Source organism: Kitasatospora sp. NPDC054795 (assembly GCF_053611565.1).
Window position 1 is genome coordinate 36,427 of the sequence record NZ_JBSHAP010000030.1, and the last position, 26,387, is coordinate 62,813.

The window sequence follows — 26,387 nt, forward strand, 5'->3', positions numbered from 1 at the left end:
GCGCGCCCCCGTTTCTTGGTGGTGGTGGGGGGTTAATGTCCGGTGGGGAGGCCCGTTGGGCGTGGGGCCCTTAACCTTCTGGTTCCGCGCCTCTCGCTTTTGACCGTTCGGCCCACTACCCCGGCCAGGTCTAGACCACAAGTGACGGACCGTGTGACGGTCGTCACGGAACCTCCCCAGGAATCGGCCCTGCGCGACCCTTCCCGGAACCCCGCTAATTTAATATGTAAAATTGTACAGCTATTCACTGTAAATCCCCCCCGCCCCACGCGCATCGGATCGTTATCCGGAGTTCAGCATTCCGACCACTCGCCCGGGCACGGAACACCCTCGGGCGGGCACGACAAAGGGGCCGCTTACCGGACCCGGCGGAGTCCGGTAAGCGGCCCCTTTAAAGAGCCTTTGGCCTATCAGGCCTCAGTGCGCTGGGCGGGAATCCCAGCAAGCAGAGCGCGCACCTCCGCCTCACGGTAACGGCGGTGACCACCGAGCGTGCGAATCGACGTCAGCTTGCCTGCCTTTGCCCAGCGAGTGACCGTCTTCGGGTCCACGCGGAACATGGTGGCAACCTCTGCCGGCGTCAGCAGCGGCTCAGCATCAGGGGTACGAGCGGTCATGAGCGGCCTCCTCGGGAGAACCGAACCAGGGCGGTTCTATCCTTCAAATTCTGCACCTTGGCCCGCGATGCCCGAAATGGCATAGACGGGCCGAGTCGGTTATAGGACGAACGGCTTGTCCTGGTGTCTACAACTACACCATCCGTCCAGCCCTATCGACCAAACCGCCAAAATTGACCCCTCACGGGTTCAAGGCCGACGGATGGCGATGGACCACCCCATAACGGACAGTCACATAGTGATGACATCCGGTTACGAAGGGACCAGACCCTCCGTTTCCCCGCAAAGCACGCATCGACTCCAGAACCACCCAAAAGTGGGCACGCTCACGTGAAGTTGGGCTGGTTGTCCCATTTTTGCACATAGGGGTAAGTTCGCGTCAACGGTGAGTAGTGTCACGTTCGGCAGCTATTGACCCGAACCAGGACCTTGGTCATCGGACGTGCAGTGCTTAGGACTCTTACAGTCATACACGCGCGGTCGGACATCAGTTCGCGTGCCGCAGCGCCAGCACCCGGCGCCACCGCACCGTCAGCTCCCCGTACACGCGCAACGCCTCGGCCGTGTCCCCCGCCCGCAGCGCCCGCAGCCCCTCCTCCAGTTCCCCCGCCGAACGGTCCGCCAGCAACCGCTCCGGGCCCAGCAGCTGCACCAGGCCCCCGTAGTCCAGTTCCACCAGCGAGCGCGGATGGAACTCCTCCAGCCAGCGCCCGACCCGCTCCGCCCCCTGCACCAGCTCCCCGTCCGGCACCGCCTCGCGCAGCGCCCGGAAGGCCCGCGCCACCCGCCGGCGCGCCTGCGCCATCGGCACCAGGTAGAACAGCGCCGCCGGCCGGCCCCCGGGGCCCTCCTCCCCTTCCCCTCCCGGTCCGTCCACGGGTCCGTCCCCGCCCGGCACGAAGCAGCGGTCCTCGTCCCCGAAGGGCAGGAACCAGCGCACCGGCACCTCCCACCGGCTGGTCAGGATCCACGGCCGGGCGTCCGGGTGCTCGGCCCGCCAGCGCTCCCGGTCCGCCTCGGCGGCCGCCCGGGCCACCGGCGGCAGCGCGGCGTCCAGCAGCGCCACCGGCGCCCCGGCCCGCAGCTCCTCCAGCGCCTCCCAGCTGCGCAGTCGGGTCGCCCACGGGCAGACGTACAGTACGCCGTCCACCACCCGCAGGTACGCCCGCCCGCTCTCCCGCTCGGGCAGCGCCCGGGGCGTGCGGGCGGCCAGCCCGGCGAGCGCCTCCCGCTGCTCCTCCAGCACCGCCGCCGCCACCGGCTGCGACGGCTCGGCGGCGTCCGGACCGCGCTCCGCCGCACAGGCCTGCCAGTGCGCCCGCTCGGGCTCCGGATAGGCCGCCAGCGGCTCGTAGACCCGCAGGTGGGCGGCGTAGGGCGGTTGTACGGAAGTACGTACGACGGTCACGTCCTGCATGGTCGCACGCACCGCCCGGCCCCGGGAGGGCGCGCCCCCGAACCCGTTCGCGCCCGCACCCCGTCCCCTTCCCGTCTCACTCCTCGGACGACCGGCCCCAGCTCGGACAAGACGGCCGATCGGCGGCACGGGCGCGGCTACGCTTCGCCTCAGACGCCCGCACCACAGCAGCGGGCCTTCGATACTGGAGTCACCACAGTGACCGACGTACAGACCCCCGCCACGCACTCCGCACCCGGCGTGCTCAGCAGGATCTTCCGTACCGAACAGGACGGCGCCCCCGGCGACGGTCACGAGCAGGTCGTCCTCTGCCACGACCGCAGCTCGGGCCTGAAGGCGATCATCGCCATCCACTCGACCGCCCTGGGCCCGGCCCTCGGCGGCACCCGCTTCTTCCCGTACGCCTCCGAGGAGGCGGCGCTGGAGGACGCGCTGAACCTGTCCCGCGGAATGTCCTACAAGAACGCGCTGGCCGGCCTGGACCTCGGTGGCGGCAAGGCCGTCATCGTCGGCGACCCGAACAAGGACAAGAACGAGGCGATGCTCCGGGCCTACGGCCGCTTCGTCGAGTCCCTGCGCGGCCGCTACATCACCGCCTGCGACGTGGGCACCTACGTCCAGGACATGGACGTCATCGCCCGCGAGACCGAGTTCGTGACCGGCCGCTCGCCCGAGCACGGCGGCGCCGGCGACTCGTCCATCCTGACCGCCTTCGGCGTCTTCCAGGGCATGCGCGCCAGCGCCCAGGCCCGCTGGGGCCAGCCGACCCTGCGCGGCAAGCGGGTCGGCGTCGCGGGCGTCGGCAAGGTCGGCCACTACCTGGTCGGCCACCTGGTCGCGGACGGCGCCACGGTCGTCGTCACCGATCCCTTCGAGGCCGCGGTCAACCGGGTGCGCGCCGCCCACCCGGAGGTGGAGGTCGTCGCCGACACCACCGCCCTGCTCCAGGCCAAGCTGGACGTCTACGCCCCCTGCGCCCTCGGCGGCGCGCTGACCGACGCCACGGTCGCCGCGCTGGGCGAGTTCGGCACCTCCGTCGTGTGCGGCGCGGCCAACAACCAGCTGGCCCACCCGGGCGTCGAGAAGGACCTGGCCGACCGCGGCATCCTCTACGCGCCGGACTACCTGGTGAACTCCGGCGGCGTCATCCAGGTCGCCGACGAGATCGACGGCTTCAACTTCGAGCGGGCCAAGAACAAGGCCACGAAGATCTTCGACACCACCCTGGAGATCTTCACCCGGGCGACGGCCGACGGCATCCCGCCCGCGGTCGCCGCCGACCGCCTGGCCGAGAAGCGGATGCGCGAGATCAGCGCCCTGCGCACGGTGCTGCTGCCCGGCGCCCGCCGCGCCTGACGGGTCGACAACCGACCCCGGTGATGCGCGGGGGGCCGTGGGGACGGTCCCCCGCGCATCACGATGTGGAACCGGATTCTCACTTCTCCCGCCGAACGGGTGATCCGAGGCCCCCCTAGGGGGGATAATCAGTCCTGGAACGACGGACCTCAGACACCTCTGGACAGCGCGCAGAACGCCGCAAAACCTCCCTTGACCTGGGAAGACCTGGTCGCGGGTGCGGTCGGTGCGCGCCACGTCACACCGACGACGTACCGTCCAGCGGCGGAAACAGGTACCGTTAATGCTCCAAGGGACGGTCCTCCCATTCGGGCAGGCCGGACCTGATCATGAACACGTGTCAGACTCGGGGCCGTGAGCCCCATCGTTGAGGGGGTCGACCCATGGGGCGCGGCCGGGCCAAGGCCAAGCAGACGAAGGTCGCCCGCGAGCTGAAGTACAACAGCGGCGGGTTCGACGCTAACCGTCTGTCCAACGAGCTGGGCGTATCTCCGTCCACCGCCTCGATCGAGCCGGAGCCGATCGAGGAGGAGGAGGAGGACGACCCGTACGCGGAGTACGCAGCCCGCTACGCCGACCTCGACGACGAGGACGACAACGGGCCAGGCACCGGGGCGTCCCAGGCCTCCCGCCGCTCGTAGCCACAGCAGTCCCGCCGACCGGTTCGGGCACCCGCCAGGGTGCCGGACCGGTCTTCGGCGTTCCCTCGTGCCGGACCGCCCCGCCCGGCGTTCCCCCGTACGGTCCGCCGACCGGTTCCGCACGGTCCGCCGACCTCCTCCACCGCACGCGAGAGGGCCCCTCCGGTGCTCCGGAGGGGCCCTCTCGTCGTCACGCCGGGGTCAGCTCGCGCGGAAGCCCTCGTAGGCGTTGTAGAGGGCCGCACCGCCCTCGTGCCCGTCGCCGCGCTCGACGATGTCGCCGAGCAGCCAGGCCTCCACGCCGCGGTCCTCCAGGATCGACAGCACGATGTCCACCGAGTGCGGCGGGACGACCGCGACCATGCCGACGCCCATGTTCAGCGTCTTCTCGATCTCCAGGGTGGCCACCTTGCCGACCTCGGCGACGGTCTGGAAGACCGGCAGCGGGGTCCAGGTGCCGCGGTCCAGGCGGGCGTGCAGGCCGTCCGGGACGACCCGGGCCAGGTTGGCCGCCAGGCCGCCGCCGGTGACGTGCGAGAAGGCGTGCACCTCGGTGGCGCGGGTGAGCGCCAGGCAGTCCAGCGAGTAGATCCGGGTCGGCTCCAGCAGCTCCTCGCCGAGGGTGCGGCCGAACTCCTCGACCTTGCGGTCCAGCTTCCAGCCGGCCTCGTTCAGCAGCACGTGGCGGACCAGCGAGTAGCCGTTGGAGTGCAGGCCGGAGGCGGCCATCGCGATCACCACGTCGCCGGCCCGGACCCGGTCCGCGCCGAGCAGCGCGTCGGCCTCCACCACACCGGTGCCGGCACCCGCGACGTCGTACTCGTCCGGGCCCAGCAGGCCCGGGTGCTCGGCGGTCTCGCCGCCGACCAGGGCGCAGCCGGCCAGCGCGCAGCCCTCGGCGATGCCCTTGACGATCGCGGCGACCCGCTCCGGGACGACCTTGCCGACGCAGATGTAGTCGGTCATGAACAGCGGCTCGGCACCGCACACCACCAGGTCGTCGACGACCATGCCGACCAGGTCGTGGCCGATGGTGTCGTGCTTGTCCATGGCGGCGGCGATGGCCACCTTGGTCCCCACGCCGTCGGTGGCCGAGGCCAGCAGCGGCCGCTCGTAGTTCTTGAAGGCGGACGCGTCGAAGAGGCCGGCGAAACCGCCGAGACCGCCGACCACCTCGGGGCGGTTGGCCTTCTTCACCCACTGCTTCATGAGCTCGACGGCGCGGTCGCCCGCCTCGATGTCGACACCGGCGGCGGCGTAGGTGGCACCGTTCTGGTTGCTGGTCACTGCGTGCGGCCCTTTCGGGTCAGGTGGGGGTGGTTCTACGGAACAGCAGGGGGTGGAACAGCGGTGGGGCCCCGGTTCACGGGACCCCACCGTCGGTTCGTTACGGCCGGCGCAGCGCGGCGGCCGCGCCCGCCCCGCCGAGCAGCGACTGGACGCCGTCCAGGTCGCTGCCGCTGGTCGGCTTGCCGCGGACGGCCGGCGGCTGCTGGCCGCCCTTGATCTCGGCCTCCAGCAGGAGTTTGCCGAGCAGCGCCGGGTCCGGCAGCTCCATCGGGTACTCGCCGTCGAAGCAGGCCCGGCAGAGCCGGTCCTTCGGCTGCGCGGTGGCCTCGATCATGCCGTCGATCGATATGTAGGAGAGCGAGTCCGCGCCGAGGGTGCGGCCGATCTCCTCGATGGTCATGCCGTTGGCGATCAGCTCGGCGCGGGTGGCGAAGTCGATGCCGAAGAAGCAGGGCCACTTCACCGGCGGCGAGGAGATCCGGATGTGGACCTCGGCGGCGCCGGCCTCGCGGAGCATCTTCACCAGCGCGCGCTGGGTGTTGCCGCGCACGATCGAGTCGTCCACGACCACCAGGCGCTTGCCCGCGATGACCTCGCGCAGCGGGTTGAGCTTGAGCCGGATGCCGAGCTGGCGGATCGTCTGGCTGGGCTGGATGAAGGTGCGGCCCACGTAGGCGTTCTTCACCAGGCCGGAGCCGTACGGGATGCCGCTGGCCTCGGCGTAGCCGATCGCGGCGGGGGTGCCGGACTCGGGCGTCGCTATCACCAGGTCGGCATCGACGGGCGCCTCCTTGGCCAGCCGGCGGCCCATCTCCACGCGGGAGAGGTGCACGTTGCGGCCGGCGATGGAGGTGTCGGGGCGGGCCAGGTAGACGTACTCGAAGACGCAGCCCTTGGGCTTGGCCTCGGCGAACCGGGAGCTGCGCATCCCGTTCTCGTCGATGGCGATGAGCTCGCCGGGCTCGACCTCACGGATGAAGGAGGCGCCGCAGATGTCCAGCGCCGCCGTCTCGGAGGCGACCACCCAGCCGCGCTCCAGCCGGCCGAGCACCAGCGGGCGGATGCCCTGCGGGTCACGGGCGGCGTAGAGGGTGTGCTCGTCCATGAAGACGAGCGAGAACGCGCCCTTGACCTGGGGCAGCACGACCTTGGCCGTCTCCTCGATGGAGAGGTCCGGGTGGCCGGCGAGCAGCGCCGTCACCAGGTCGGTGTCATTGGTCGCGGCGCTCCGGCCGGAGCGCGAGACGTGCTCCTCGCCGGGGAGTTCGGCGACCATGGCCGCCAGTTCGGCGGTGTTCACCAGGTTTCCGTTGTGCCCGAGGGCCAGCGAACCGTGAACGGTCGCCCGGAAGGTCGGCTGGGCGTTCTCCCAGACCGAGGAACCGGTGGTCGAGTAGCGGGCGTGTCCGACGGCGATATGCCCGTGCAACGACCCCAGCGAGGCCTCGTCGAAGACCTGGGAAACGAGGCCCATGTCCTTGAAGACGAGAATCTGGGAGCCGTTGCTCACTGCGATGCCCGCGGATTCCTGACCGCGGTGCTGCAGGGCGTAAAGGCCGAAGAACGTGAGCTTGGCGACCTCCTCGCCGGGAGCCCAGACACCGAAGACGCCACAAGCGTCCTGGGGGCCTTTCTCACCGGGAAGAAGATCGTGGTTGAGTCTTCCGTCACCACGTGGCACGCCTTCGAGTCTAGGGCAGTTGACCCGGGCTGTCGGACCCCGGGACTGCGGGTTTGTCCGGCGATCGCGAGTTGATGCGCGTAGACAAAACCCCTTACCGGCCGGGGATTTCGGGTGGGGGGAATTCCGGCGGGCGGCGCTTGGCCTTGTGGTTCGCGCCTGTTGGGGAGTTCCGGGTGCGCGGCGGCGGGGGTCCGGGCACGGACGAACGTGAGCCTGCTCACCCGGCGTTCCCCCACCCGTCGCCCGCCGGTCGCCCACCGGTCCGGCGGGCGTTCGGGCGGGCGGGCGGTCAGGCGGCCGGCAGCAGCAGGCCCCAGGCTCCCGGGTGCACCGTCCAGGTCCGCGCCCGGACCGGACCGACCGGGCGCCCGTCGGCCTCGTAGTCGAAGCCCCGTCCGACCACCGACACGCTCGCCGCCCGGGCGCGCACCAGGGCGCCGGAGGCGGCGACCACCACCTCCATCTCGCCCGTCCCGTCCGAGGCGCCGGACGGGAGCGTGACCTGGACCAGCCGGACCGGCCGGTGGACGTCCGCGAGCAGTCGGCCGTCTGCCTCGACCCGGACCCGGGAGCTGTGGTCGGCGCCGTCCGGAGTGAGTGCGTTCGCCTGCTCGGCCGCAGCCAGTTTCGCCCATAGCGAACGCCAGCCACCCGAACGGCCCACCATGCGCCGCGCACCCCCGCCGGTGATCCGCACCCCGCCCAGCGCCACCCCGCCACCGTCGTCCACCAGCAGGTCCAGCCGGCGCGGCGCACCCGACAGCACCGCCCGCGCGGCCCGCACCGGCTCCCCCGGCACGCCGAGCGCGCGGGCCGCCGCCAGCTCCTGCGAGCGGCCGACCGGAACCATCCCCACCGGTTCCGTGCCCAGCTCACGCTGGCGATGCAGGGCCTGGAGCACCCGCTGCAGCGCGAGGTCGGAACCGATCACCACCGGTCGCCTCCGGCCCCGGTGCGAAAGCACCCGGTCGAGCTCGGAAGGGCTCTCCGGAAAGGCCACCTTCACGTCCGCGCCCCCGCAGAGCACGTCCTTCGCGATCCGCACCGACTCGCCGTCGGTCTGCCGGGCCACCGGGTCGAGGAGCAGCAGGAGCGGCTCCGGGCCGCCGGTAGCAGGCGTGGACAGGGACGACACGACCGGTCCTTCCTCAGGTAATCTCTCGGTGCAAGAGCCCCTTGCGCCATTGCGCCAGGGGCTTCGTCTATCTCGGGGCAGACTGCGGCCTACGCAGGATGCCCCAACCGGAAGGGGTGTACGCCTGTGCCGGCACTCGTGCTCGTTGGCGCTCAGTGGGGAGACGAGGGCAAGGGGAAGGCCACCGACCTCCTCGGTGGCTCCGTGGACTACGTGGTCCGCTACCAGGGCGGCAACAACGCCGGTCACACGGTGGTCATCGGCGACCAGAAGTACGCCCTGCACCTGCTCCCTTCCGGAATCCTCAGCCCGAACGTGACGCCGGTGATCGGCAACGGCGTCGTGATCGACCCGGCCGTGCTGCTCTCCGAGCTGGCCGGCCTGAACGAGCGCGGCATCGACACCTCCAAGCTGCTGATCTCGGGCAACGCCCACCTGATCACGCCGTACCACCGCACCCTGGACAAGGTCACCGAGCGCTTCCTCGGCAAGCGCCGGATCGGCACCACCGGCCGCGGCATCGGCCCGACCTACGCGGACAAGATCAACCGCGTCGGCATCCGGGTCCAGGACCTGTTCGACGAGTCGATCCTGCGCCAGAAGATCGAGGCGGCGCTGCACGACAAGAACCAGATCCTGGTCAAGCTGTACAACCGCCGCACCATCCCGGCCGACCTGGTGGTCGAGGAGTACCTGGGCTACGCGGAGAAGATCAAGCCCTTCCTCTCCGACACCACCCTCGTCCTGGACGAGGCGCTGAAGGCGGACAAGGTCGTCCTGCTGGAGGGCGGCCAGGGCACCCTGCTCGACGTCGACCACGGCACGTACCCCTTCGTGACCTCGTCGAACCCGACCGCGGGCGGCGCCTGCACCGGCGCCGGCATCGGCCCGACCAAGATCGACCGGGTCATCGGCATCCTCAAGGCCTACACCACCCGCGTCGGCTCCGGCCCGTTCCCGACCGAGCTGCTCGACGCGGACGGCGAGGCGCTGCGCCGGATCGGCGGCGAGCGCGGTGTCACCACCGGCCGCGACCGCCGCTGCGGCTGGTTCGACGCCGTGATCGCGCGCTACGCGACCCGGGTCAACGGCCTCACCGACTTCTTCCTCACCAAGCTGGACGTGCTGACCGGCTGGGAGCAGATCCCGGTCTGCGTCGCGTACGAGATCGACGGCAAGCGGGTCGAGGAGCTCCCCTACAACCAGTCGGACTTCCACCACGCCAAGCCGATCTACGAGACGCTGCCGGGCTGGACCGAGGACATCAGCAAGGCGAAGTCCTTCGCCGATCTGCCGAAGAACGCCCAGGCGTACGTGAAGGCGCTGGAAGAGATGTCGGGCGCGCCGATCTCCGCCATCGGCGTCGGCCCGGGCCGCGACGAGACGATCCAGATCAACTCGTTCATCTGAGCCGGAACCCGCTCTTCACCGAGGGCCCCGCAGGACGCACCGTCCTGCGGGGCCCTTCGTCGTCCCGGATCCTCCGCGCCGGACCCTCCGCACTGGATCTTTCGCTTCGGGTCTTTCGCTTCGGGTCTTTCGCTTCGGGTCTTTCACATCGGGGCTTTCACATCGGGGCTTTTGCACTAGTTCAAACATCTATTGCCTCTAGTGCACAATCGGGCTACGTTCGGATCATGACCGCGAAGCAGCCCGCACCCGTCACCCTCACCGGCCGCCACATCCGCCTGGAGCCGCTGGAGCGCCGCCACCTCGCCGACCTCTGGACCGCCATCGGCCCCGACACCGACGTCTGGCGCTGGACCATGTCGCCGCCGCCCGGCTCGCAGGAGGAGCTCGGCGCGATCCTCGACACCCGGATCGCGGAAGCGGCCGCGGGCGAGTCGGTGAACTTCGCCGCCGTCGACCTCGCGAGCGGCCGGGCCGTCGGCGTCACCGGCTACCACGACCACAGCGCGCCGGACGAGTCCGTGGAGATCGGCGGCACCTGGTACGCCCGCTCGGTCTGGCGCACGGCGGTCAACACCGAGGCCAAGCTGCTGCTCCTGCGCCACGCCTTCGAGGACCTCGGCATGGGCCGGGTCTTCTGGAAGACCGACGCCCGCAACGAGCGCTCCCGCGCCGCGGTCCTGCGCCTCGGCGCCCAGTACGAGGGGACCCTGCGCCGCCACCGGCTGCGCCCCGACGGCAGCTGGCGGGACAGCGTCTACTTCTCGATGCTCGCCGACGAGTGGCCGGCGGCCGAGTCCCGGCTGACGGAACGGCTCTCCCGGGGCTGAGCCGCGCCCCGGCCGGCCGCGGCGGCTACTTCCGGTCCCCCGCGGCGGCATGGCCGGCCGCCAACTCGCGTTTCACCGCGCGGAGTTCGGAGGGCCTGATGTTCACCAGCCAGACCAGCCAGCCGACGAACAGGACGGCGAGCAGGAGCGCCGACAATCCGGCGACGAGAAGCGCATTCACCGGGATGCGGAAATGCGCCGGGACGGGTGGGGCCGATGGGGCCGATGGGGAAGGCCGAGTGCAGAGGGGAGGGGCATGGCTGTCTCCGGTCGATGATTTCGGGCGCCGCGACCATGCATCTGATGTGTCATTACGGCCGATTGACGGCCGATTGACGACTGTTTGACGACTGTTTAGGCGGCAACAAGTCAGCGAGTGACACGGATGACCATAGGGTCAAGGTGCCAGAGTTGCTACCGAGCGGAAGGACGTTCACTCCATCGTGGGGTATCCCCCATTTCGGTAGCTAGGGCCCGGCACGCGCGGCACACTTCACCGGAAGCATCGACGCCAGCCGCGACCCGGAGAAGAGAGTCATGCCACCCCGCTTGTCGCCGACCGTGCGCCAGCAGCGCCTCGGGATCGAGTTGCGCAGGATGCGCGAGCTCGTGGGCGTCACGCCCAAGAGCCTGGCCGCCACCATCGGCACCGACCTGCCCAAGATCTCCCAGATGGAGAACGGGAAGTCGGGCATCAGCGCCGAGCGGCTCCGGATCTGGGCACTCACCTGCGGATGCGCGGACGGCCCCTACCTGGACGCACTGCTGACGATGACTCAGGACCGGCGCAAGTACTGGTGGGACGGCTACCGCGGCCGGCTGCCGAACGCGATCATCGACATCGCGGAGATGGAGCACCACGCGTCCTCCCTCTCCATCCTGAACAGCACCTTCATCCCCGGACTGCTGCAGACCCCGGAGTACGCCGCCGCGGTGTTCGAGCGGCTCCCCCCGCAGTACCGGCAGGAGGCCGACGTCCGGAAGGCATTCCGGATTCGGCGCCAGCAGATCTTCGTCGACCACCCGAAGCCGTACAGCGCATTCCTGCACGAGTCCGCGCTGCGCATGCAGTTCGGCGGTCCGGAAGTACTGCGCGACCAGTTGCGGAGCCTGTTGGAGAATTCCGAACGGCCCGGTGTGGAGATCCGGGTGATCCCGTTCAGCGTGCCCACCTACACCGGCTCCGGAGAGAGCCTGTACCTCGCCCGCGGTCCCGTCCCGGAACTCGACACCGTCCAGATCGATCTCTCCCACGGGCCGAAATTCGTGCACACCCAGGCCGAATTGGCCTCCTACCGCCGGATCAAGGAGGAGACCGCGGCCATCGCGCTCGGGCCGGACGAGTCCCGGGACTTCATCCGGGCCTTGCTGAAAGACTTCGCATGAGTGCCTGGCGCAAGGCCTCGGCCAGCGGCGAGAGCACCGACTGCGTCGAGGTCAGATCGGCGGGCGAGCTGGTGGAGATCCGCGAGTCCGACCGGCCCGAGGTCGTCGTGCAGACCACCCCCCGCAAGTGGGCCGCCTTCGTCCGCGGGGTGAAGTCCGGGGAGTTCGACCGGTACGGCGACTTCACCCGGCCGTGACACCCGGCCCGGACGCGCCGTCCACGCCGCCCCGGAAGTGCCGTCCGCCCCGGCCCGCCGCGCGCGCCAGGGCCCTGCGCTTGCCCTAGGCTTGCAGCCCACAGTGGACCCCTGCGCCTGACACGGCACTCCGGGTGGGGTGCGCGTGCGGGAGAAATCGGAGCATCCGAGGATGGCTCGGCACCTGATCACCAGCGCCCTTCCGTACATCAACGGGATCAAGCACCTGGGCAACATGGTCGGGTCCATGCTCCCGGCGGACGTCCACGCCCGGTACCTGCGCCGACGAGGGCACGAAGTGCTGTTCATCTGCGCCACCGACGAGCACGGCACGCCCGCCGAACTGGCCGCCCAGGAAGCCGGGTTGCCCGTCGCGGAGTTCTGCGCCCGGGCACACGACGCGCAGCGGGCGGTGTACGAGGGCTTCGGGCTCTCCTTCGACCACTTCGGCCGCAGCTCCTCGCCGCAGAACCGGGAGATCACCCAGGAGATCGCCCGCGAGCTGCAGCGCAACGGCTTCATCGAGGAGCGCGCGATCCGCCAGGTGTACTCCAACGCCGACGCCCGCTTCCTGCCGGACCGCTACATCGTCGGCACCTGCCCGCACTGCGGCTACGACAAGGCCCGCGGCGACCAGTGCGAGAACTGCACCCGGGTGCTCGACCCGACCGACCTGCTGGAGCCGCGCTCGGCGATCAGCGGCAGCTCCGACCTGGAGGTCCGGGAGACCCGCCACCTGTTCCTGCTCCAGTCCAAGCTCACCGAGGAGGTCGGGGACTGGGTCGCCGCCCACGCCGACGACTGGCCGGTGCTGGCCTCCTCGATCGCCCGCAAGTGGCTGACCGAGGGCCTCCAGGACCGCTCGATCACCCGCGACCTGGAGTGGGGCGTCCCGGTGCCGGCCGACGTGTGGCCCGAACTGGCCGCCGAGGGCAAGGTGTTCTACGTCTGGTTCGACGCCCCGATCGAGTACATCGGCGCCACCAAGGAATGGGCGGACGCGGCCCCGGCCGGGCAGCTGCGGGACTGGAAGTCCTGGTGGTACGAGGTCGACGAGACCGTCCGCTACACCGAGTTCATGGCCAAGGACAACGTCCCGTTCCACACCGTGATGTTCCCGGCCACGCTGCTCGGCTCGCGCCGTCCGTGGAAGAAGGTCGACTACGTCAAGGCCTTCAACTGGCTGACGTACTACGGCGGGAAGTTCTCCACCAGCCAGAAGCGCGGCGTCTTCACCGACGTCGCGCTGGAGCTGCTGCCCGCCGACTACTGGCGCTACTTCCTGATGGCGCACGCGCCCGAGTCGGACGACTCCAGCTTCACCTGGGACCTGTTCGCCTCGGTGGTCAACAAGGACCTCGCCGACACCCTCGGCAACTTCGTCAACCGGGTGCTCTCCTTCAGCCGCAAGCGCTTCGGCGACGACGTCCCGGGCGGGCACGCGCCGGGCCGGGCCGAGCAGCGCCTCGGCGAGCAGGTCGCCGCGCTGCTCGCCGAGTACGAGGCCCAGCTGGACGCGCTCAACTTCCGCAAGGCGGCGCAGGCCCTGCGCGCGCTGTGGAGCGCGGGCAACGCGTACCTGGACGAGAAGGCGCCCTGGCTGCAGGTGAAGACCGACTCGGAGGCGGCGGCACTGACCCTGCGCACCGCGATGAACCTGATCCACCTGTACGCGGTGGTCTCCGAACCGTTCATCCCGGCCACCGCGGCGGCGATGCGCGGGGCCTTCGCGCTGCCCGAGGAGTCCCCGGCCGCCACCCGGGACTGGATCGCCCCGCAGGAGGCGCGGGCGCTGGACCTGGTGCCGGCCGGGACGGCGTTCACGGTGCCGCCGGTGCTGTTCGCCAAGATCACGGACGAGGACCTGGCGGCCTGGACGGCGCGCTTCGGCGGCTCGGCGGGCTGACCGGCCCGGCTGCGCGGCGCCCGGCCGATTTCCCGTTGCCCTGGACGGCCGGCGGTTGCCACGATCCTTCGATGACGACCTTCACCGGCCCCGACGGCACCCCGCTCGGCTACCGCGTCCTCGGCGAGGGCGAGCCACTGCTCGTCCTCGCCGGCGGCCCGATGCGCGACGCCGCGTACCTCGGCGACCTCGGCGGCCTCGGCGCGCACCGCGCCCTGCACGTCCTCGACCTGCGCGGCACGGGCCGATCGGCGCGCCCGGCCGACCCGGCGGGCTACCGGGTCGACCGGCAGGTGGCCGACGTCGAGGCGTTCCGGGCGCACCTCGGGCTCGACCGGGCCGACCTCCTCGCCCACTCCGCCGGCTGCTCGCTCGCCACCCTGTACGCGCTGCGGCACCCCGGGCGCACCGGCCGGCTGGTGCTGGTCACGCCCAGCCTCCGGATCCTCGGCGGCACCGCCACCGAGGACGACTACCGCGAGGCGGCCGAGACCCGCGGCCTCGCCGACGAGGAGTGGTACCCGGCCGCCCGGGCCGCCGTCCGCGCCGCCTTCGCCGGCGGCGCCGCCGACCCCGACGCCGTGGCGCCGCTCTTCCACGGCGACTGGAACGCCACCGCCCGCGCCCACGAGGCCGACTGCGCCGTCCAGAGCCACCCGGAGGCCGCCGCGGCGTACCACGGCGGCGGCTTCCGGCCCGCCGCCGTCCGCGCCGCCGTCGCCGAACTCCCGGTGCCGACACTGCTGTTGGCCGGCGAGTACGATCCCGACCCGCGGCCCGGGGCGGTCCGCGCCGCGGCCGCGCTGTTCCGCCACGCCCGCGCCGCCGTCCAGCTCGGCGCCGGCCACTACCCGTGGCTCGACGATCCGGCCGCCTTCACCCGTACGGTGGCCGCCTTCCTCGTGGGCTGACGCCGCGGACCGTACGGTCGCCGGCTGTACGGTCGAGGGCCGACGGCTGCCGTCCGTACGGTCGAGGACCCCGCGGCCGCCGGATCAGTCCCGGCGGGCCGTGTGGACGGTCATCGCGGACAGGTAGAAGGCGTCCGGACGGTGCAGGATGCCGGTGGGGGCGTCCTCGGCGAGCAGGGCCTCCAGGGTGGCCCGGTCCTCGGCGTCGAGCTGCTCGGCGAGCTGGTCGTGGCGCCGGGTCAGCTGGGTGTGCAGGTAGCCGCGGAGGGGCCCGGCGAGCGGGGCGGGGTGGTCGACCAGGAAGGTGCGGGTGCCGGTCGGGGTCAGTCCGGCCCGCCGCAGCATGGCCGGCCAGTCCTCGATATCCTGTGTGCTGCCTGGCAGTTCGGCCCGCATGGCGCTGAAGCCGTCCTCGTGGGCGGCGTCCATCCGGGCCTGGAAGCCGGGCCGGCCGAGGCCGAAGTCGCGCGGCAGGTAGCGCGCCGGCAGGCCGCTCTCCGCGACGGCGAGCAGACCGCCGGGCCGAAGTGCCCCGGCGAGCGAGGTGAGCGCGGCCTGCTGGTCGCCCAGGTGGTGGACGGCGTTGCCGGACCAGATCAGGTCGGCCTCGCCGAGCTTGCCGAACTCCTCGGGCAGGTCGGCCTGTTGGGTGCCGAGACGACCGCCGGAGCGGGTCCGGGCGCGCTCCAGCAGGGCGGCCGACTGGTCGACCGCCACCACCTCGGCCGCCGGGAAGACCTCCGCCAGCAGTCCGGCGATCACCCCGGGGCCGCTGCCGACGTCGAGGACCCGCCGCACCTCGCCCTCCCCGTGCAGGCCGAGCAGCCACCGCCCGGCCTCGGTGACGGCGCCGGCCCGCAGGTCGGCCTCCAGCTCCAGGTGCGCGGCGAGCGCGTCCCAGTCGAAGTCGGCGGCGGGAACGTGCCCATGGGAGTGGGAGTGGCCGTGCCCGTGGGAGTGGCCGTGCTGCTGCGCTGACATCCGGATTCTCCGATCGTGGGTGGGTTGACGAAAGCTTCCCGCTCAGGCGGGCAGGGCGGCACCGGACGCGCGGTACCTCCGCACCGCCCGGTCGAGTTCCTCCGCCACGAGGTCGTGGTCGAGTGCGAAGGCCGCCGCCGCGCCCATCCCGGCGGCGGTGACCACCTGGGCACGCGGGTCGGCGACGTTGCCGACCGCCCAGACGCCGGGGAGGCTGGTGCGGCCGGTCCGGTCGGTGGTGACCCAGCCGTTGTCGTCCCGGGCGCAGTCGAGGCCGAAGAGCAGCGCGTCCCGGGGCACCGGCCGCGGGAAGACGAACACCGCCTCCCGCGGCACCACCTGCCCGGTGGCGAGTTCGACGCCGCGCAGCCGCCCGTCGTCGGACACCAGGCGGACGATCCGGCCCTCGACCACCCGGACGTCCCGGGCCGCGAGCCGTTCCCGCTCGGCGTCCGTCAGCGCCAGGGTGTGCGCGAGCAACACCACGTCCGCCGACCACTGCCGCAGCAGCAACGCCTGGTTGACCGCCCCCGGTCCGGTGCCGAGCACCCCGAGCGGGCGGTCGCGGACCTCCCAGGCGTGGCAGTACGGGCAGTGCAGCACGTCGTGGCCCCACCGCTCGACCAGGCCCGGCAGCTCCGGCAGCCCGTCCCGCAGCCCGGTGGCGACGACCACCCGGCGCGCGTGCAGCACCGGCCCGCCGGCCAGATGGACCACGAAGCCCGACCCGGCGGACCCGGCCGCATCGGCGGACTCGATGTGATCGATGTGATCGCTGTGCTCGGCCGACTCGATGTGCTCGCTGTGCTCGGCGGACTCGATGTGCTCGACCCGGGCGTCGATCAGGTCCACCCCGTACCGGGCGACCTCCTCCCGCCCGACCGCCAGCAGCGCCGCCGGGGGCATGCCGTCCCGGCTCAGGTAGCCGTGCATGTGGGCGGCGGGCGCGTTGCGCGGCTCGCCGGCGTCCACCACGGCGACCCGGCGACGGGCCCGGCCCAGCACCAGCGCGGCGTTCAGGCCCGTCGCTCCGGCGCCGACCACCACCACGTCGTAGCGCTCACGTTCCCCGATCCCGGTCGTCCCGAGTATCCCGGTCGTTCCTGTCGTCCTGACCGTTCCTGCCGTCACTGCCGTCTCGCCCATGGCGCTCACCTCCACCGCCAGGCTGCGGCCGGCCCTACAGCATCGGCAAGCTTTGTTGCTGCCTCAGCAAACCGCTGCGAGGTCACCCCCTCGTCCGCCGCCAGTACGACCGGGCGGCCACCGCCAGCGCGACCCCGTACCCGGCGAACCCGCACATCCCGACCCAGGAGATCTCCAGCGCGCTCTGCTCACTGGCGAACTCCCCCAGCCTGATCCGCGTCACCCCGGCGGTGCACAGCGTCAGGTAGCCGATCCCGACCACCCCGTACGGCGCCAGCGAAGCCGCGCCCAGCAGGGCCGGGGTGAGCGGCAGCCAGCGCGGCACCCGGCGGCCGCGCAGCGGCAGGGTCCAGCGCGGGAAGACCTGCCCCCACGGGCGGACCAGCCCCCAGAGCAGGAACACCCCGAGCAGCGCCAGCAGCACGGTGCCGTCGAGGCCCCAGCGCTCCAGGGCGAGCCAGAGCCCGGCGGAGCCGTTGCGCACGTAGCTCGCGTACATCTGGTCGCCGCTGATCCCGGCGAAGCTGCCGCCGAACGCCCAGAGCAGCTTCATCAGCACGTACGGCACGAACGCCAGCGTGCCTGCCCAGGCGGCGAGTTGGACGATCGGCGGGGCCGCCGCGGGAGCCGGCGCCACCCGTTCGGCCCGGGCTCCCGGGCCGCCGCGGGCACCGAGCCGCAGCCCCGGGGCGGTGCGGGCCAGCAGCACCGCCCCCACCGCAGCCAGGGTGCGCTCCACCGTGTCGGGAACGCTGTCCACCCGCTGGCCGAACAGCAGCGTCACCAGGTCCATCAGCAGACCCCAGGCCCCGACCGCGGCCGCCCCGCACACCAGCCACAGCAGCCACCGCAGCCCCGGCGACTCCGACGACCGTCGCACCGGCTTTCGCCGCACCACCGCCACGCCGGCGGCCGCCGAGGCGACCCCCACGGCGGCCACCACCCACCCCGGCCAGTCCGCGCCGAACAGCCGCGTCCCGCCCAGCGCGCACCCCAGCCCGAACCCGGCGTACCCGAGACCCCAGCCGGTCACCGCCCACCCGTTCCTCACCATGCCGACAGGCTCGCCGCGCCGCCCCCGCCGCTCCTCCCCCGGTGCGGTGATCCGGCTCCCCCACCCGAGGGAGTCGAGCCGCGCTTGCGCTGGAGCGCACTCCAACTCCTAACCTCTGACAGGCAACTGATCGCCAACCAGGGGGAATGGCCATGCGCTACCGCGTTCTCGGCGGCACCGGCATCGAGGTGAGCACCTACTGCCTCGGCACCATGATGTTCGGCTCCGTCGGCAACTCCGACCACGACGACTGCGCCCGGATGATCGGCACCGCGGTCGACCGGGGCATCAACTTCATCGACACCGCGGACATGTACTCGGCCGGTGAGTCCGAGGAGATCGTCGGCAAGGCACTGGCCGCCCGTGGCGACCGCGACGAGATCGTGCTCGCCACCAAGGTGCACTTCCCGATGGGCGAGGGCCACAACCGGGGCGGCAACTCGCGGCGCTGGATCGTCCGCGAGGTCGAGGAGAGCCTGCGTCGGCTGCGGACCGAGTGGATCGACCTGTACCAGGTCCACCGACCGGACCACACCACCGACATCGAGGAAACCCTCTCCGTCCTCGGCGACCTCGTCCGGGCGGGCAAGATCCGCGCCTTCGGCTGCTCCACCTTCCCCGCCGAGCAGATCGTGGACGCCCACCACGTCGCCGAGCGCCGCGGTCTGCAGCGCTTCCGCACCGAGCAGCCGCCGTACTCGCTGCTCGCCCGGGGCGTGGAGCGCGACGTGCTGCCCGTCGTCCAGCGGCTGGGCATGGGCGCGCTGACCTGGGGCCCGCTCGCCGGTGGCTTCCTGACCGGCCGCTACCGCAAGGACCGCCCGATCGACCTCACCCGGGGCCGGGCCGCCCTCCACCCGCACCGCTTCGACCCGGAGCTGCCCACCACGGCGGCCAAGCTGGAGGCCGTCGAGGCCCTCACCGCCCTCGCCGAGGAGCTCGGCCGCACCCTCCCCGAGCTGGCCACCGCCTTCCCGGCGGCCCACCCGGCCGTCACGTCGGTGATCATCGGCCCGCGCACCGCGGCGCAGCTCGAATCGGCCCTCAAGGCCGCCGACCTGGTCCTGGACGACGCCACCCTCGACCGCATCGACGCCATCGTCCCGCCCGGCACCGACCTCTACCGGGCCGACGGCGTCTGGCAGCCCCCGGCCCTCACCACCCCGGCCCTGCGCCGCCGCCCGGTGTCCGACCGCCCCGCGGCCTGAGCCCCGGCCCTCCCCCTCCCCGGCTCCTCCTGCCTTTCCGGCCTCCGCCCGCCCGGCCACGACGGCCGGGCGGGCCGGACCTCACCCCCTCGGGGCGGCGAAGCAGTGGACGGTGACGGTGCGTCCGGAGGCCCACCGCTGGTCGCCACCGCCGAGATGGGTCCAGCCGAGGCGGCGGTAGAGGGCCACGGCGGCGGTGTCGGTGGCGAGCACGTCGAGGACGGGGTGCAGGCCGAGTGCCCGCGCGTGCGCCACGGCGCAGGCCAGCAGCCGGGCGCCGACGAAGTGGCCGCGCGCCCCGGGGGCGACGTAGAGCCGGCCGATCACGGCGGTGAGCTCCGGGCGGCCGCCGGAGCGCCCGCTCCACAGGACGGGGGCGAGGTCGCCCGGGGCGCTGCGGGCCAGGCCGACGTGTCCGCTGAGCCGGCCGTCCGACTCGGCGATCCAGGCGGCGAGCAGGCCGTCCGGGGTCAGCCAGGCGGCGGGGCGGTCGGGCCAGTCGGCGGGATAGCCGTCGACAGTGTGGACGTCGCCCAGCACCCGGACGCAGTCGGCGAGGTCGTCGGCGCGGCGCGGTCTGACGACCACCCCCGCCCCGGCCTGCCCTGGTTCGGACGCGACGACGGTGGCGCGTTCTTCGAGGTCTGCCATGCCGGTACGTTACCGGCCGGCCCTCACCGTCGCAGCAGGTCGACGACCCCGGTCAGGTCCTCCCCGCCGCCACCGAGCTCCAGTCGGCGCTCCATCAACCGGAAGTACGGTTCGAGGAGTTCCGGGCTCACCCGCTGCTCCTCGGCGGTGCGCAGCAGCGTCTCCTTGCCGGCCACCTGCATCGCCAGGTTGGACACCACGTCCCGGGCGTAGTCGCCGCTCTCCAGCTGCGCCGCCGTCCTGGCCACCGAGCCGGACATCGCGGCCAGCCAGTCGCCCAGCAGCGGCGCCAGCCCGCTCGGCGCCACGGCCTCGCCGCGGACCAGCGCGAAGGCGTGCGCGATCCCGGCGAACATCCCGTACATCCCGCTGAGCAGCGCCACGTCGTGCAGCGCCGCGTACCCGGCGTCGGCGCCCACGTAGCGGGTGCCGGCCGGGACGGCGAGGGCGCCCCCGTGCTCCTCGAACAGCTCGGACGAGCCGCTGTAGAACACGTACGCCCCGGCCGCCGGGACGCCGATCATCGGCGGGACGGCCATGATCCCGCCGTCCAGGTAGCGGGCGCCGCGCTCCTCGGCCCAGGCGGCCCGGGCACGGGCCTGCCCGGGAGTGCTGGTGACCAGGTTGACCAGGTCCTTGCCGGTCAGGTCGACGCCCTCCAGCGCCGCCGGCACGGAGGCGTCGTCGAGCAGGCAGACGACGACCAGCCGGTTCGCGGCGACGGCCCGCGCGACGGTGGCGGCGACGGTGGCGCCGCGGGCGGCGAGTCCCTCGGCGCGGGCGGCGGTGCGGTTCCAGACGGTCAGCGGGTGCCCGGCGGCGAGCCAGGCCTCGGCCAGCGCGGTGCCCATCGCGCCGAGGCCGAGCAGGGTGAGCGGGGCCTTGGGGGTGTTCTCAACGGGGTTGGTTGCCATGGCAGTCAGCCTCCGCGCCGGCCCCGGAAACGATCAAGTACGCACTTCGAAGTGGGTGGTTACCCTGGGGTGAGCATCGAGCTGGCAGGGGCCGGAAGGGGTGGGCATGGCGATCGCACCGAGGCCGGGGGCGCACGTCTGCGGGACCGACGCCGCGATGGACGTGATCGGCGGCAAGTGGAAGGTGTCGATCCTCTGGGCCCTGGGCGAACGCCCGCACTGCCGCTTCGGCGAGCTGCGCCGGCTGCTGCCGGGGATCACCGAGAAGGTGCTGGCCGCGCACCTGCGCGAGATGGAGGCGCACGGCATCGTGCACCGGGAGGCGTACGACGAGGTGCCGCCCCGGGTCGAGTACGCGCTGACCGGGGCGGGGCACCGCCTCAACACGGCGCTGGGGCCGCTGGGGGACTGGGGGCGGGAGCACGTCCTGGGCGAGGCGCCCCGCCCGGCGTAGCGCGGCCCGGGCCTACGCGATCGCGGCCGACACCACCGCCGCCACCGCGATGTTGCAGGCCGCGGACACCCACACCGCCGGGTGCGGTTCCGGATCGACCAGGATCTCGCCGAGCCTGCCCGGCGTCAGCAGGTCCACCAGCCAGAACGCGACGGCCATCAGCACCAGCCCGAGCAGGCCGTAACAGGCCGTCGACACCAGGCCCTTGCCGAAGTCGGCATAGGTGTACATGATCGCGGTGAAGACGATGCCGCCGATGCCGAGCAGGGCGGAGCTGAGCAGGACGGCGGCGTTGCGGTTGCGCTCGACCCAGATCTGCCGGCCGAGCTTGCCGGGAGTCAGCAGGTCGACCAGGCCGATGCCGAGGAGCAGCAGCACCACGCCGAGGGTGCCGTAGGCCGCCGCCGCACCGAGCCCGCGCAGGATGTCGTTCATCGTGGTTCCAGCCCCCGGTCCGCTCACGCCGTCCCCCTCGACCGTGCCGGTCGGGGTCCCCGACCGGCACGGTCAAGGGTTGGCAAAAGATACCCCACCCGGGTGAGGGGCGGACCGGGGACCGGGAAACCGGGGACGGGTCAGTCCTCCTCCTGCACCAGGTGGTCGACGCAGGCCGCGACGGCCAGCAGCAGCCCGGCGTCCGCGCCGTCCGCGATCTCCACCCCGTAGGTGTCCCGGATCCGGAACCACTTGCGGCTGATCCGGGCCAGCTCGTCGCCGTGCCGGTTCTCGACCCGGTAGTCCTTGTCGATCAGGTTGCCGTGGATCTTCAGCTCGCCGCCGGAGGCCAGCTCCACCAGGTACTTGTCCCGGAACGGGGTGAACAGCTTCTCCCGGACGGTGGCGACCACCTCGCCGTCGGCGTCCTCGATCCTCATCGCGTCGCGGACCGCGAGCATCTTCTCCCTCACCACCGCGACCACCCGCCCGTGCGCGTCCTTCAGCTCGAAGGTGTCCCGCAGCCGCAGGACCTTGCCGTCCACCAGGTAGGCCTTGTGCCCCCGGTCGTCCTCGATCCAGTAGTCGTCGCCGACCGCGAACAGCTTCTCCCTGACCAGATACCGCACCGTGCGACCTCCTCCGTGTTGACGTCGCCCCATTCGACCCCGAGCGCCCCGCCGCGGAGAAGCACCGCCACGAAGCACCGGCCGAAAACCCCGTCGCACGGCGGCCCCCGATCCCCTTCAATACCGCCATGCACCCCGACCTCACCAACAGCCTCACCAACGACGTCACCGGCGGCCTCACCACCGCCGAGCTGCGCAGCGAGCGCCTCGACCTGCTGCCGATCGCCCCCGGGCACGCGGAGGAGCTGGCGGCCGCGCTCGCCGACCCGGCCCTGCACGCCTTCACCGGCGGCCGCCCGGCCACCGTCGAGGAGCAGCGTGCCCGCTGCGCCCGGCTCGCCGCCGGCTCCCCCGACCCGGCCGAGGCCTGGGGCAACTGGGTGCTGCGGCTGCGCGCCGACGGCGCCCTCACCGGCTACGTGCAGGCCACCGTCCGCCCCGACGCCTCCGAGGCCGAGGTCGCCTGGGTGGTCGGCACCCCCTGGCAGCGCCGCGGCCTGGCCACCGAGGCCGCCCGCGCCCTGCTCGCCCACCTCGCCGCCGCCGGCGTCACCACCGCCGCCGCCCACATCCACCCCGACCACCACGCCTCCGCCGCCGTCGCCCGCGCCCTCGGTCTGCGCCCCACCGCCCGCACCCAGGACGGCGAGACCCGCTGGCAGTCCGACCTCACCCGGCACGCCCGGAATGCGGGCACCCGACGTACGGTTTGATTGACGCATGGCATCTCGTGCACGTGTACGCGCCCCCGAGCTGGTCGGGGCAGGCGGTTGGCTGAACACCGGCGGCAAGGAGCTCGCGCTCGCCGACTTCCGGGGCAAGATCACCATCCTGGACTTCTGGACCTTCTGCTGCATCAACTGTCTGCACGTCCTGGACGAGCTGCGGGAGCTGGAGGAGAAGCACCGCGACACCGTGGTGATCGTCGGGGTGCACTCCCCGAAGTTCGTGCACGAGGCCGACCACCAGGCGGTCGTCGACGCCGTCGCCCGCTACGACGTGCACCACCCGGTGCTGGACGACCCGGCGCTGGTGACCTGGAAGCAGTACGCCGTCCGGGCCTGGCCGACGCTGGTGGTGATCGACCCGGAGGGCTACGTGGTCGCCCAGCACGCCGGCGAGGGCCACGCCCACGCGCTCGCCCGGCTGGTCGAGGAGCTGGAGGCCGAGCACGCCGCGAAGGGCACGCTGCGCCGCGGCGACGGCCCGTACGTGGCGCCGGAGCCGAGCGCCGGGGACCTCAAGTTCCCCGGCAAGGCGGTCCGGCTGCCGAACGGCCACTTCCTGGTCGCCGACTCCGGCCACCACTCGCTGGTCGAGCTGGCCGAGGACGGCGAGACGGTGGTGCGCCGGATCGGCGACGGGCAGCGCGGCCTGGTGGACGGCGACGGCGCGGACGGCGCCAGCCCGCGGTTCAGCGAGCCGCAGGGCCTCGCGCTGCTCCCCGAGGGCCACCCGTACGACTACGACGTGGTCGTGGCCGACACCGTCAACCACACCCTGCGCGGTGTCCGCCTCGCCGACGGCCGGGTGACCACCCTGGCCGGCACCGGCCGCCAGTGGTGGCAGGGCTCGGCCACCGAGGGCCCGGCCCGCGAGGTGGACCTCTCCTCGCCGTGGGACGTCGCCTGGTTCGACGGCCGGGTGTGGATCGCGATGGCCGGCGTGCACCAGCTGTGGTCGTACGACCCGGCCGCCGGCACCGTCGCGGTCGCGGCCGGCACCACCAACGAGGGCCTGGTGGACGGGCCCGCCGCCGAGGCCTGGTTCGCCCAGCCGTCCGGCCTCGCGGTGTCGGCGGACGGCGAGCGGCTCTGGGTCGCCGACTCCGAGACCTCCTCGCTGCGCTGGGTTTCACGTGAAACAAAGGCGGTCCGCACCGCCGTCGGCACCGGCCTGTTCGACTTCGGCCACCGCGACGGCGCGGCCGGTCAGGCACTGTTCCAGCATCCGCTGGGCGTCACCGTGCTGCCGGACGGCTCGGTGGCCGTCGCCGACACCTACAACCACGCGCTGCGCCGCTACGACCCGGCGAGCGGCGAGGTCAGCACCCTGGCCACCGACCTGCGCGAGCCCTCCGGGGCGGTCCTGGTGGACGGGGACATCGTGGTGGTCGAGTCGGCCCGGCACCGGCTGACCAGGCTGCGGCTGCCGGAGGAGGCGGTGCAGGTCGAGTCGGTGGCGCACCGCACCCGGCGCGCGGCCACCGAGGTCGCCCCGGGCGCCTTCCGGCTGGACGTGGTCTTCGAGGCGCCGAACGGCCAGAAGCTGGACGAGCGCTACGGCCCCTCCACCCGGCTGCTGGTCAGCGCGACCCCGCCCGAGCTGCTGGTCTCCGGCGCGGGCGCGGACACCGACCTCTCCCGTGAACTGGTGCTCTCCTCCGAGGTCACCGAGGGCGTGCTGCACGTCTCGGCGATGGCCGCCTCCTGCGACGACGACCCGGAGATCGAGTACCCGGCCTGCCACGTGCACCAGCAGGACTGGGGCGTGCCGGTGACGCTGGTGGCCGACGGCGCCCGCCGCCTGCCGCTGGTCCTCGCCGGGATGGAGTAACGCCGGACGGCGCGCGACGGCGCGCGGCACCACGGAACGGCGCGGCGCCACGGAACGGCGGAACGGCGCGGAACAACGCGAAGGGGCCCGGCGGACGACCGCCGGGCCCCGCTCGCAGCCGTTCTCAGCCCTCCAGGAAGGCCTTGAGCGCGCTCGCCAGCAGGTACGGGTCCTCCGCCCCGCACAGCTCGCGCGCCGAGTGCATGGAGAGCGCCGCGATGCCGCAGTCCACCGTCCTGATGCCCAGTCGCGCCGCCGTGATCGGGCCGATCGTCGTCCCGCAGGGCATGGCGTTGTTGGAGACGAAGCTCTGCCACGGCACGCCGGCCTTCTCGCAGGCGGCCGCGAACACCGCCCGGCCGACGCCGTCGGTCGCGTAGCGGTTGTTGACGTTGACCTTGAGGATCGGCCCGCCGTTCGGCATCGGGTGGTGGCCCGGCTCGTGCCGCTCGCTGTAGTTCGGGTGAACGGCGTGGCCCATGTCCGAGGAGAGGCAGACGGTGCCGGCGAGCGCCCGGGCCCGGTCCTCGGTGGTGCCGCCGCGCGCGTGGATCGTCCGGTCCATGACGTTGCCGAGCAGGGGGCTCTGCGCGCCGGTGTCGGACTCGCTGCCGGTCTCCTCGTGGTCGAAGGCGGCCAGCACCGGGATGTACGGCAGGTCGGCGGCGCCGTCGGCGGTGGCGACGGCGGCGAGCGCGGCGGTGGCCGCGTGCACCGAGAGCAGGTTGTCCAGGCGCGGGGCGGCCAGCAGCTCGCGGTCGCGGCCCAGGTAGGAGGCGGGCTGGACGTCGTGGGTCATGAGGTCCCAGCCGACCACGTCGGAGGCGGCCAGACCGGCCCGCCCGGCGACGTAGGAGATCAGCGCGCCCTCGTCGACCGGGCCGAGGCCCCAGATCGGGGTGAGGTGGCGCTGCTTGTCGAGCTTCATGCCCTCGTTGACCTGGCGGTCCAGGTGGATGGCGAGCTGCGGGACGCGCAGCAGCGGCTCGTCCAGCTGGACCAGCCGGACGGTGCCGTCCTTGAGCGCGAGCCGGCCGGAGAGGCCGAGGTCGCGGTCCAGCCAGGTGTTCAGGGGGACGCCGCCGTAGATCTCCACCGCGACCTGCCGCCAGCCCTCGGAACCGGTGTCCGGGACGGGCTTGACCCGCAGGTTGGGCGAGTCGGTGTGGGTGCCGACGATCCGGAACGGGGTCTCGGGGCCCGCCCCCTGCGGCAGGTACCAGGCGATCAGCGCGCCCCCGCGGATCAGGTAGCGCCCGCCGGCCGCGCCGTCCCACGCGTCCGTCTCGGCGACCTGCCGGAAGCCCGCCTTCTCCAGCCGCTCCGCGGCGCTCGCCACCGCGTGGTACGGCGAGGGCGAGGTACCGAGGAACGCGATCAGGTCGTCGCTGTGCGTCCGGTCGAAAAATGCCTGGCGGGCGGCGGTCGACATGCTGCTCCTGGGTCGAGTGAGGGCCGAAGCCGGATGGGGAGTCGACTTCGCACCTGAGCATATGCCCGTACACGGACACGGCATTCGGAACGCCTCGACCGCGAACCGGCCCGCGCGGCCGGTGGCTTCCGTCCTCCGGACCGCGGC

At 72.6% G+C, this 26,387-nt stretch carries 26 protein-coding genes; 12 read left to right on the forward strand and 14 right to left on the reverse strand.

Features of this window, described 5'->3' with window-relative positions:
• Positions 1-410: 410 nt before the first annotated feature.
• Together bldC and ACWGJO_RS13850 are read right to left on the reverse strand one after the other, a co-directional pair.
• The gene (gene bldC, locus ACWGJO_RS13845) at positions 411-617 is read right to left on the reverse strand and encodes a developmental transcriptional regulator BldC (protein ID WP_014137253.1); all 207 of its coding nucleotides are present in this window, start codon (positions 615-617) and stop codon (positions 411-413) included.
• A gap of 487 nt (positions 618-1,104) precedes the next feature.
• Positions 1,105-2,034, reverse strand: a complete 930-nt coding sequence (locus ACWGJO_RS13850) for a hypothetical protein (protein WP_452183598.1) — start codon at positions 2,032-2,034, stop codon at positions 1,105-1,107.
• A 198-nt stretch (positions 2,035-2,232) separates the two neighbouring features.
• Between ACWGJO_RS13850 and ACWGJO_RS13855 the strand changes: the two genes are divergently transcribed.
• Together ACWGJO_RS13855 and ACWGJO_RS13860 are read left to right on the forward strand one after the other, a co-directional pair.
• Entirely contained in the window at positions 2,233-3,390 is a 1,158-nt protein-coding gene (locus tag ACWGJO_RS13855) for a Glu/Leu/Phe/Val dehydrogenase dimerization domain-containing protein (protein ID WP_452183599.1), read from the forward strand.
• Positions 3,391-3,773: 383 nt separating this feature from the next.
• Entirely contained in the window at positions 3,774-4,031 is a 258-nt protein-coding gene (locus ACWGJO_RS13860) for a DUF3073 domain-containing protein (protein ID WP_359897971.1), read from the forward strand.
• A 201-nt stretch (positions 4,032-4,232) separates the two neighbouring features.
• On the opposite strand, the gene purM is transcribed toward ACWGJO_RS13860, so the two are convergent.
• The 3 genes from purM to ACWGJO_RS13875 form a co-directional block, all read right to left on the reverse strand.
• Positions 4,233-5,318: a phosphoribosylformylglycinamidine cyclo-ligase gene (gene purM / locus ACWGJO_RS13865; RefSeq protein ID WP_452183600.1), complete on the reverse strand. Its 1,086-nt coding sequence runs from the start codon at positions 5,316-5,318 to the stop codon at positions 4,233-4,235.
• 100 nt (positions 5,319-5,418) lie between these two features.
• Complete coding sequence (gene purF / locus ACWGJO_RS13870; RefSeq protein ID WP_452183601.1) at positions 5,419-7,002, reverse strand: amidophosphoribosyltransferase; 1,584 nt, start codon at positions 7,000-7,002, stop codon at positions 5,419-5,421.
• 292 nt (positions 7,003-7,294) lie between these two features.
• Positions 7,295-8,140, reverse strand: coding sequence for a diacylglycerol kinase family protein (locus ACWGJO_RS13875; protein ID WP_380546262.1), 846 nt, complete (start codon positions 8,138-8,140; stop codon positions 7,295-7,297).
• A 126-nt stretch (positions 8,141-8,266) separates the two neighbouring features.
• On the opposite strand from ACWGJO_RS13875, the gene ACWGJO_RS13880 reads away from it, so the two are divergent.
• Both ACWGJO_RS13880 and ACWGJO_RS13885 read left to right on the forward strand, forming a co-directional pair.
• Complete coding sequence (locus ACWGJO_RS13880) at positions 8,267-9,550, forward strand: adenylosuccinate synthase (RefSeq protein ID WP_359897977.1); 1,284 nt, start codon at positions 8,267-8,269, stop codon at positions 9,548-9,550.
• A 227-nt stretch (positions 9,551-9,777) separates the two neighbouring features.
• Entirely contained in the window at positions 9,778-10,380 is a 603-nt protein-coding gene (locus ACWGJO_RS13885) for a GNAT family N-acetyltransferase (RefSeq protein WP_452183602.1), read from the forward strand.
• 25 nt (positions 10,381-10,405) lie between these two features.
• On the opposite strand, the gene ACWGJO_RS13890 is transcribed toward ACWGJO_RS13885, so the two are convergent.
• Positions 10,406-10,561 carry a hypothetical protein gene (locus ACWGJO_RS13890; protein WP_452183603.1) on the reverse strand — a complete coding sequence of 52 codons (156 nt, stop codon included), beginning with the start codon at positions 10,559-10,561 and terminating at the stop codon, positions 10,406-10,408.
• A 356-nt stretch (positions 10,562-10,917) separates the two neighbouring features.
• Between ACWGJO_RS13890 and ACWGJO_RS13895 the strand changes: the two genes are divergently transcribed.
• The 4 genes from ACWGJO_RS13895 to ACWGJO_RS13910 all read left to right on the forward strand — a co-directional run bounded on the left by ACWGJO_RS13895 (position 10,918) and on the right by ACWGJO_RS13910 (position 14,780).
• Positions 10,918-11,766, forward strand: coding sequence for a helix-turn-helix domain-containing protein (locus ACWGJO_RS13895; protein WP_359897983.1), 849 nt, complete (start codon positions 10,918-10,920; stop codon positions 11,764-11,766).
• Complete coding sequence (locus ACWGJO_RS13900) at positions 11,763-11,963, forward strand: DUF397 domain-containing protein (RefSeq protein WP_452183604.1); 201 nt, start codon at positions 11,763-11,765, stop codon at positions 11,961-11,963. Before ACWGJO_RS13895 ends, ACWGJO_RS13900 begins: the two co-directional genes overlap by 4 nt.
• Positions 11,964-12,135: 172 nt before the next feature.
• Entirely contained in the window at positions 12,136-13,869 is a 1,734-nt protein-coding gene (gene metG / locus ACWGJO_RS13905) for a methionine--tRNA ligase (RefSeq protein ID WP_452183605.1), read from the forward strand.
• A 71-nt stretch (positions 13,870-13,940) separates the two neighbouring features.
• Positions 13,941-14,780 (forward strand): alpha/beta fold hydrolase, encoded by an 840-nt coding sequence (locus ACWGJO_RS13910; protein ID WP_452183606.1) that lies wholly within the window; start codon positions 13,941-13,943, stop codon positions 14,778-14,780.
• A gap of 84 nt (positions 14,781-14,864) precedes the next feature.
• Here the strand turns inward: ACWGJO_RS13910 and ACWGJO_RS13915 are convergent, their stop codons facing one another.
• The 3 genes from ACWGJO_RS13915 to ACWGJO_RS13925 all read right to left on the reverse strand — a co-directional run bounded on the left by ACWGJO_RS13915 (position 14,865) and on the right by ACWGJO_RS13925 (position 17,961).
• A complete protein-coding gene (locus ACWGJO_RS13915) occupies positions 14,865-15,761 on the reverse strand; it encodes a class I SAM-dependent methyltransferase (RefSeq protein ID WP_452183607.1) in 897 nt (298 codons plus the stop codon).
• Between the two features lie 42 nt (positions 15,762-15,803).
• Positions 15,804-16,907, reverse strand: coding sequence for an NAD(P)/FAD-dependent oxidoreductase (locus ACWGJO_RS13920; RefSeq protein WP_452183608.1), 1,104 nt, complete (start codon positions 16,905-16,907; stop codon positions 15,804-15,806).
• An 82-nt stretch (positions 16,908-16,989) separates the two neighbouring features.
• Entirely contained in the window at positions 16,990-17,961 is a 972-nt protein-coding gene (locus tag ACWGJO_RS13925) for a hypothetical protein (protein ID WP_452183609.1), read from the reverse strand.
• A gap of 152 nt (positions 17,962-18,113) precedes the next feature.
• Here ACWGJO_RS13925 and ACWGJO_RS13930 point away from each other — a divergent pair, with 152 nt between their 5' ends.
• Positions 18,114-19,169: an aldo/keto reductase gene (locus ACWGJO_RS13930; protein ID WP_452183610.1), complete on the forward strand. Its 1,056-nt coding sequence runs from the start codon at positions 18,114-18,116 to the stop codon at positions 19,167-19,169.
• 81 nt (positions 19,170-19,250) lie between these two features.
• On the opposite strand, the gene ACWGJO_RS13935 is transcribed toward ACWGJO_RS13930, so the two are convergent.
• Together ACWGJO_RS13935 and ACWGJO_RS13940 are read right to left on the reverse strand one after the other, a co-directional pair.
• Complete coding sequence (locus ACWGJO_RS13935; protein WP_452183611.1) at positions 19,251-19,820, reverse strand: N-acetyltransferase family protein; 570 nt, start codon at positions 19,818-19,820, stop codon at positions 19,251-19,253.
• Positions 19,821-19,843: 23 nt separating this feature from the next.
• A complete protein-coding gene (locus ACWGJO_RS13940) occupies positions 19,844-20,734 on the reverse strand; it encodes an NAD(P)-dependent oxidoreductase (protein WP_452183612.1) in 891 nt (296 codons plus the stop codon).
• A 106-nt stretch (positions 20,735-20,840) separates the two neighbouring features.
• Between ACWGJO_RS13940 and ACWGJO_RS13945 the strand changes: the two genes are divergently transcribed.
• On the forward strand, positions 20,841-21,188 hold the full coding sequence (locus ACWGJO_RS13945) for a winged helix-turn-helix transcriptional regulator (RefSeq protein ID WP_452183613.1): 348 nt from the start codon (positions 20,841-20,843) through the stop codon (positions 21,186-21,188).
• A 12-nt stretch (positions 21,189-21,200) separates the two neighbouring features.
• Here ACWGJO_RS13945 and ACWGJO_RS13950 read toward each other — a convergent pair whose 3' ends face one another.
• Positions 21,201-21,623, reverse strand: a complete 423-nt coding sequence (locus ACWGJO_RS13950; RefSeq protein ID WP_452183614.1) for a DUF350 domain-containing protein — start codon at positions 21,621-21,623, stop codon at positions 21,201-21,203.
• A gap of 140 nt (positions 21,624-21,763) precedes the next feature.
• Positions 21,764-22,252, reverse strand: a complete 489-nt coding sequence (locus ACWGJO_RS13955) for an LURP-one-related/scramblase family protein (RefSeq protein WP_452183615.1) — start codon at positions 22,250-22,252, stop codon at positions 21,764-21,766.
• A gap of 128 nt (positions 22,253-22,380) precedes the next feature.
• Between ACWGJO_RS13955 and ACWGJO_RS13960 the strand changes: the two genes are divergently transcribed.
• Positions 22,381-22,965, forward strand: a complete 585-nt coding sequence (locus ACWGJO_RS13960) for a GNAT family N-acetyltransferase (protein ID WP_452183616.1) — start codon at positions 22,381-22,383, stop codon at positions 22,963-22,965.
• Between the two features lie 7 nt (positions 22,966-22,972).
• Positions 22,973-24,808 (forward strand): NHL domain-containing thioredoxin family protein, encoded by a 1,836-nt coding sequence (locus tag ACWGJO_RS13965; RefSeq protein ID WP_452183617.1) that lies wholly within the window; start codon positions 22,973-22,975, stop codon positions 24,806-24,808.
• Between the two features lie 124 nt (positions 24,809-24,932).
• Here ACWGJO_RS13965 and ACWGJO_RS13970 read toward each other — a convergent pair whose 3' ends face one another.
• Positions 24,933-26,240: a M18 family aminopeptidase gene (locus tag ACWGJO_RS13970; RefSeq protein ID WP_452183618.1), complete on the reverse strand. Its 1,308-nt coding sequence runs from the start codon at positions 26,238-26,240 to the stop codon at positions 24,933-24,935.
• Positions 26,241-26,387 lie beyond the last annotated feature (147 nt).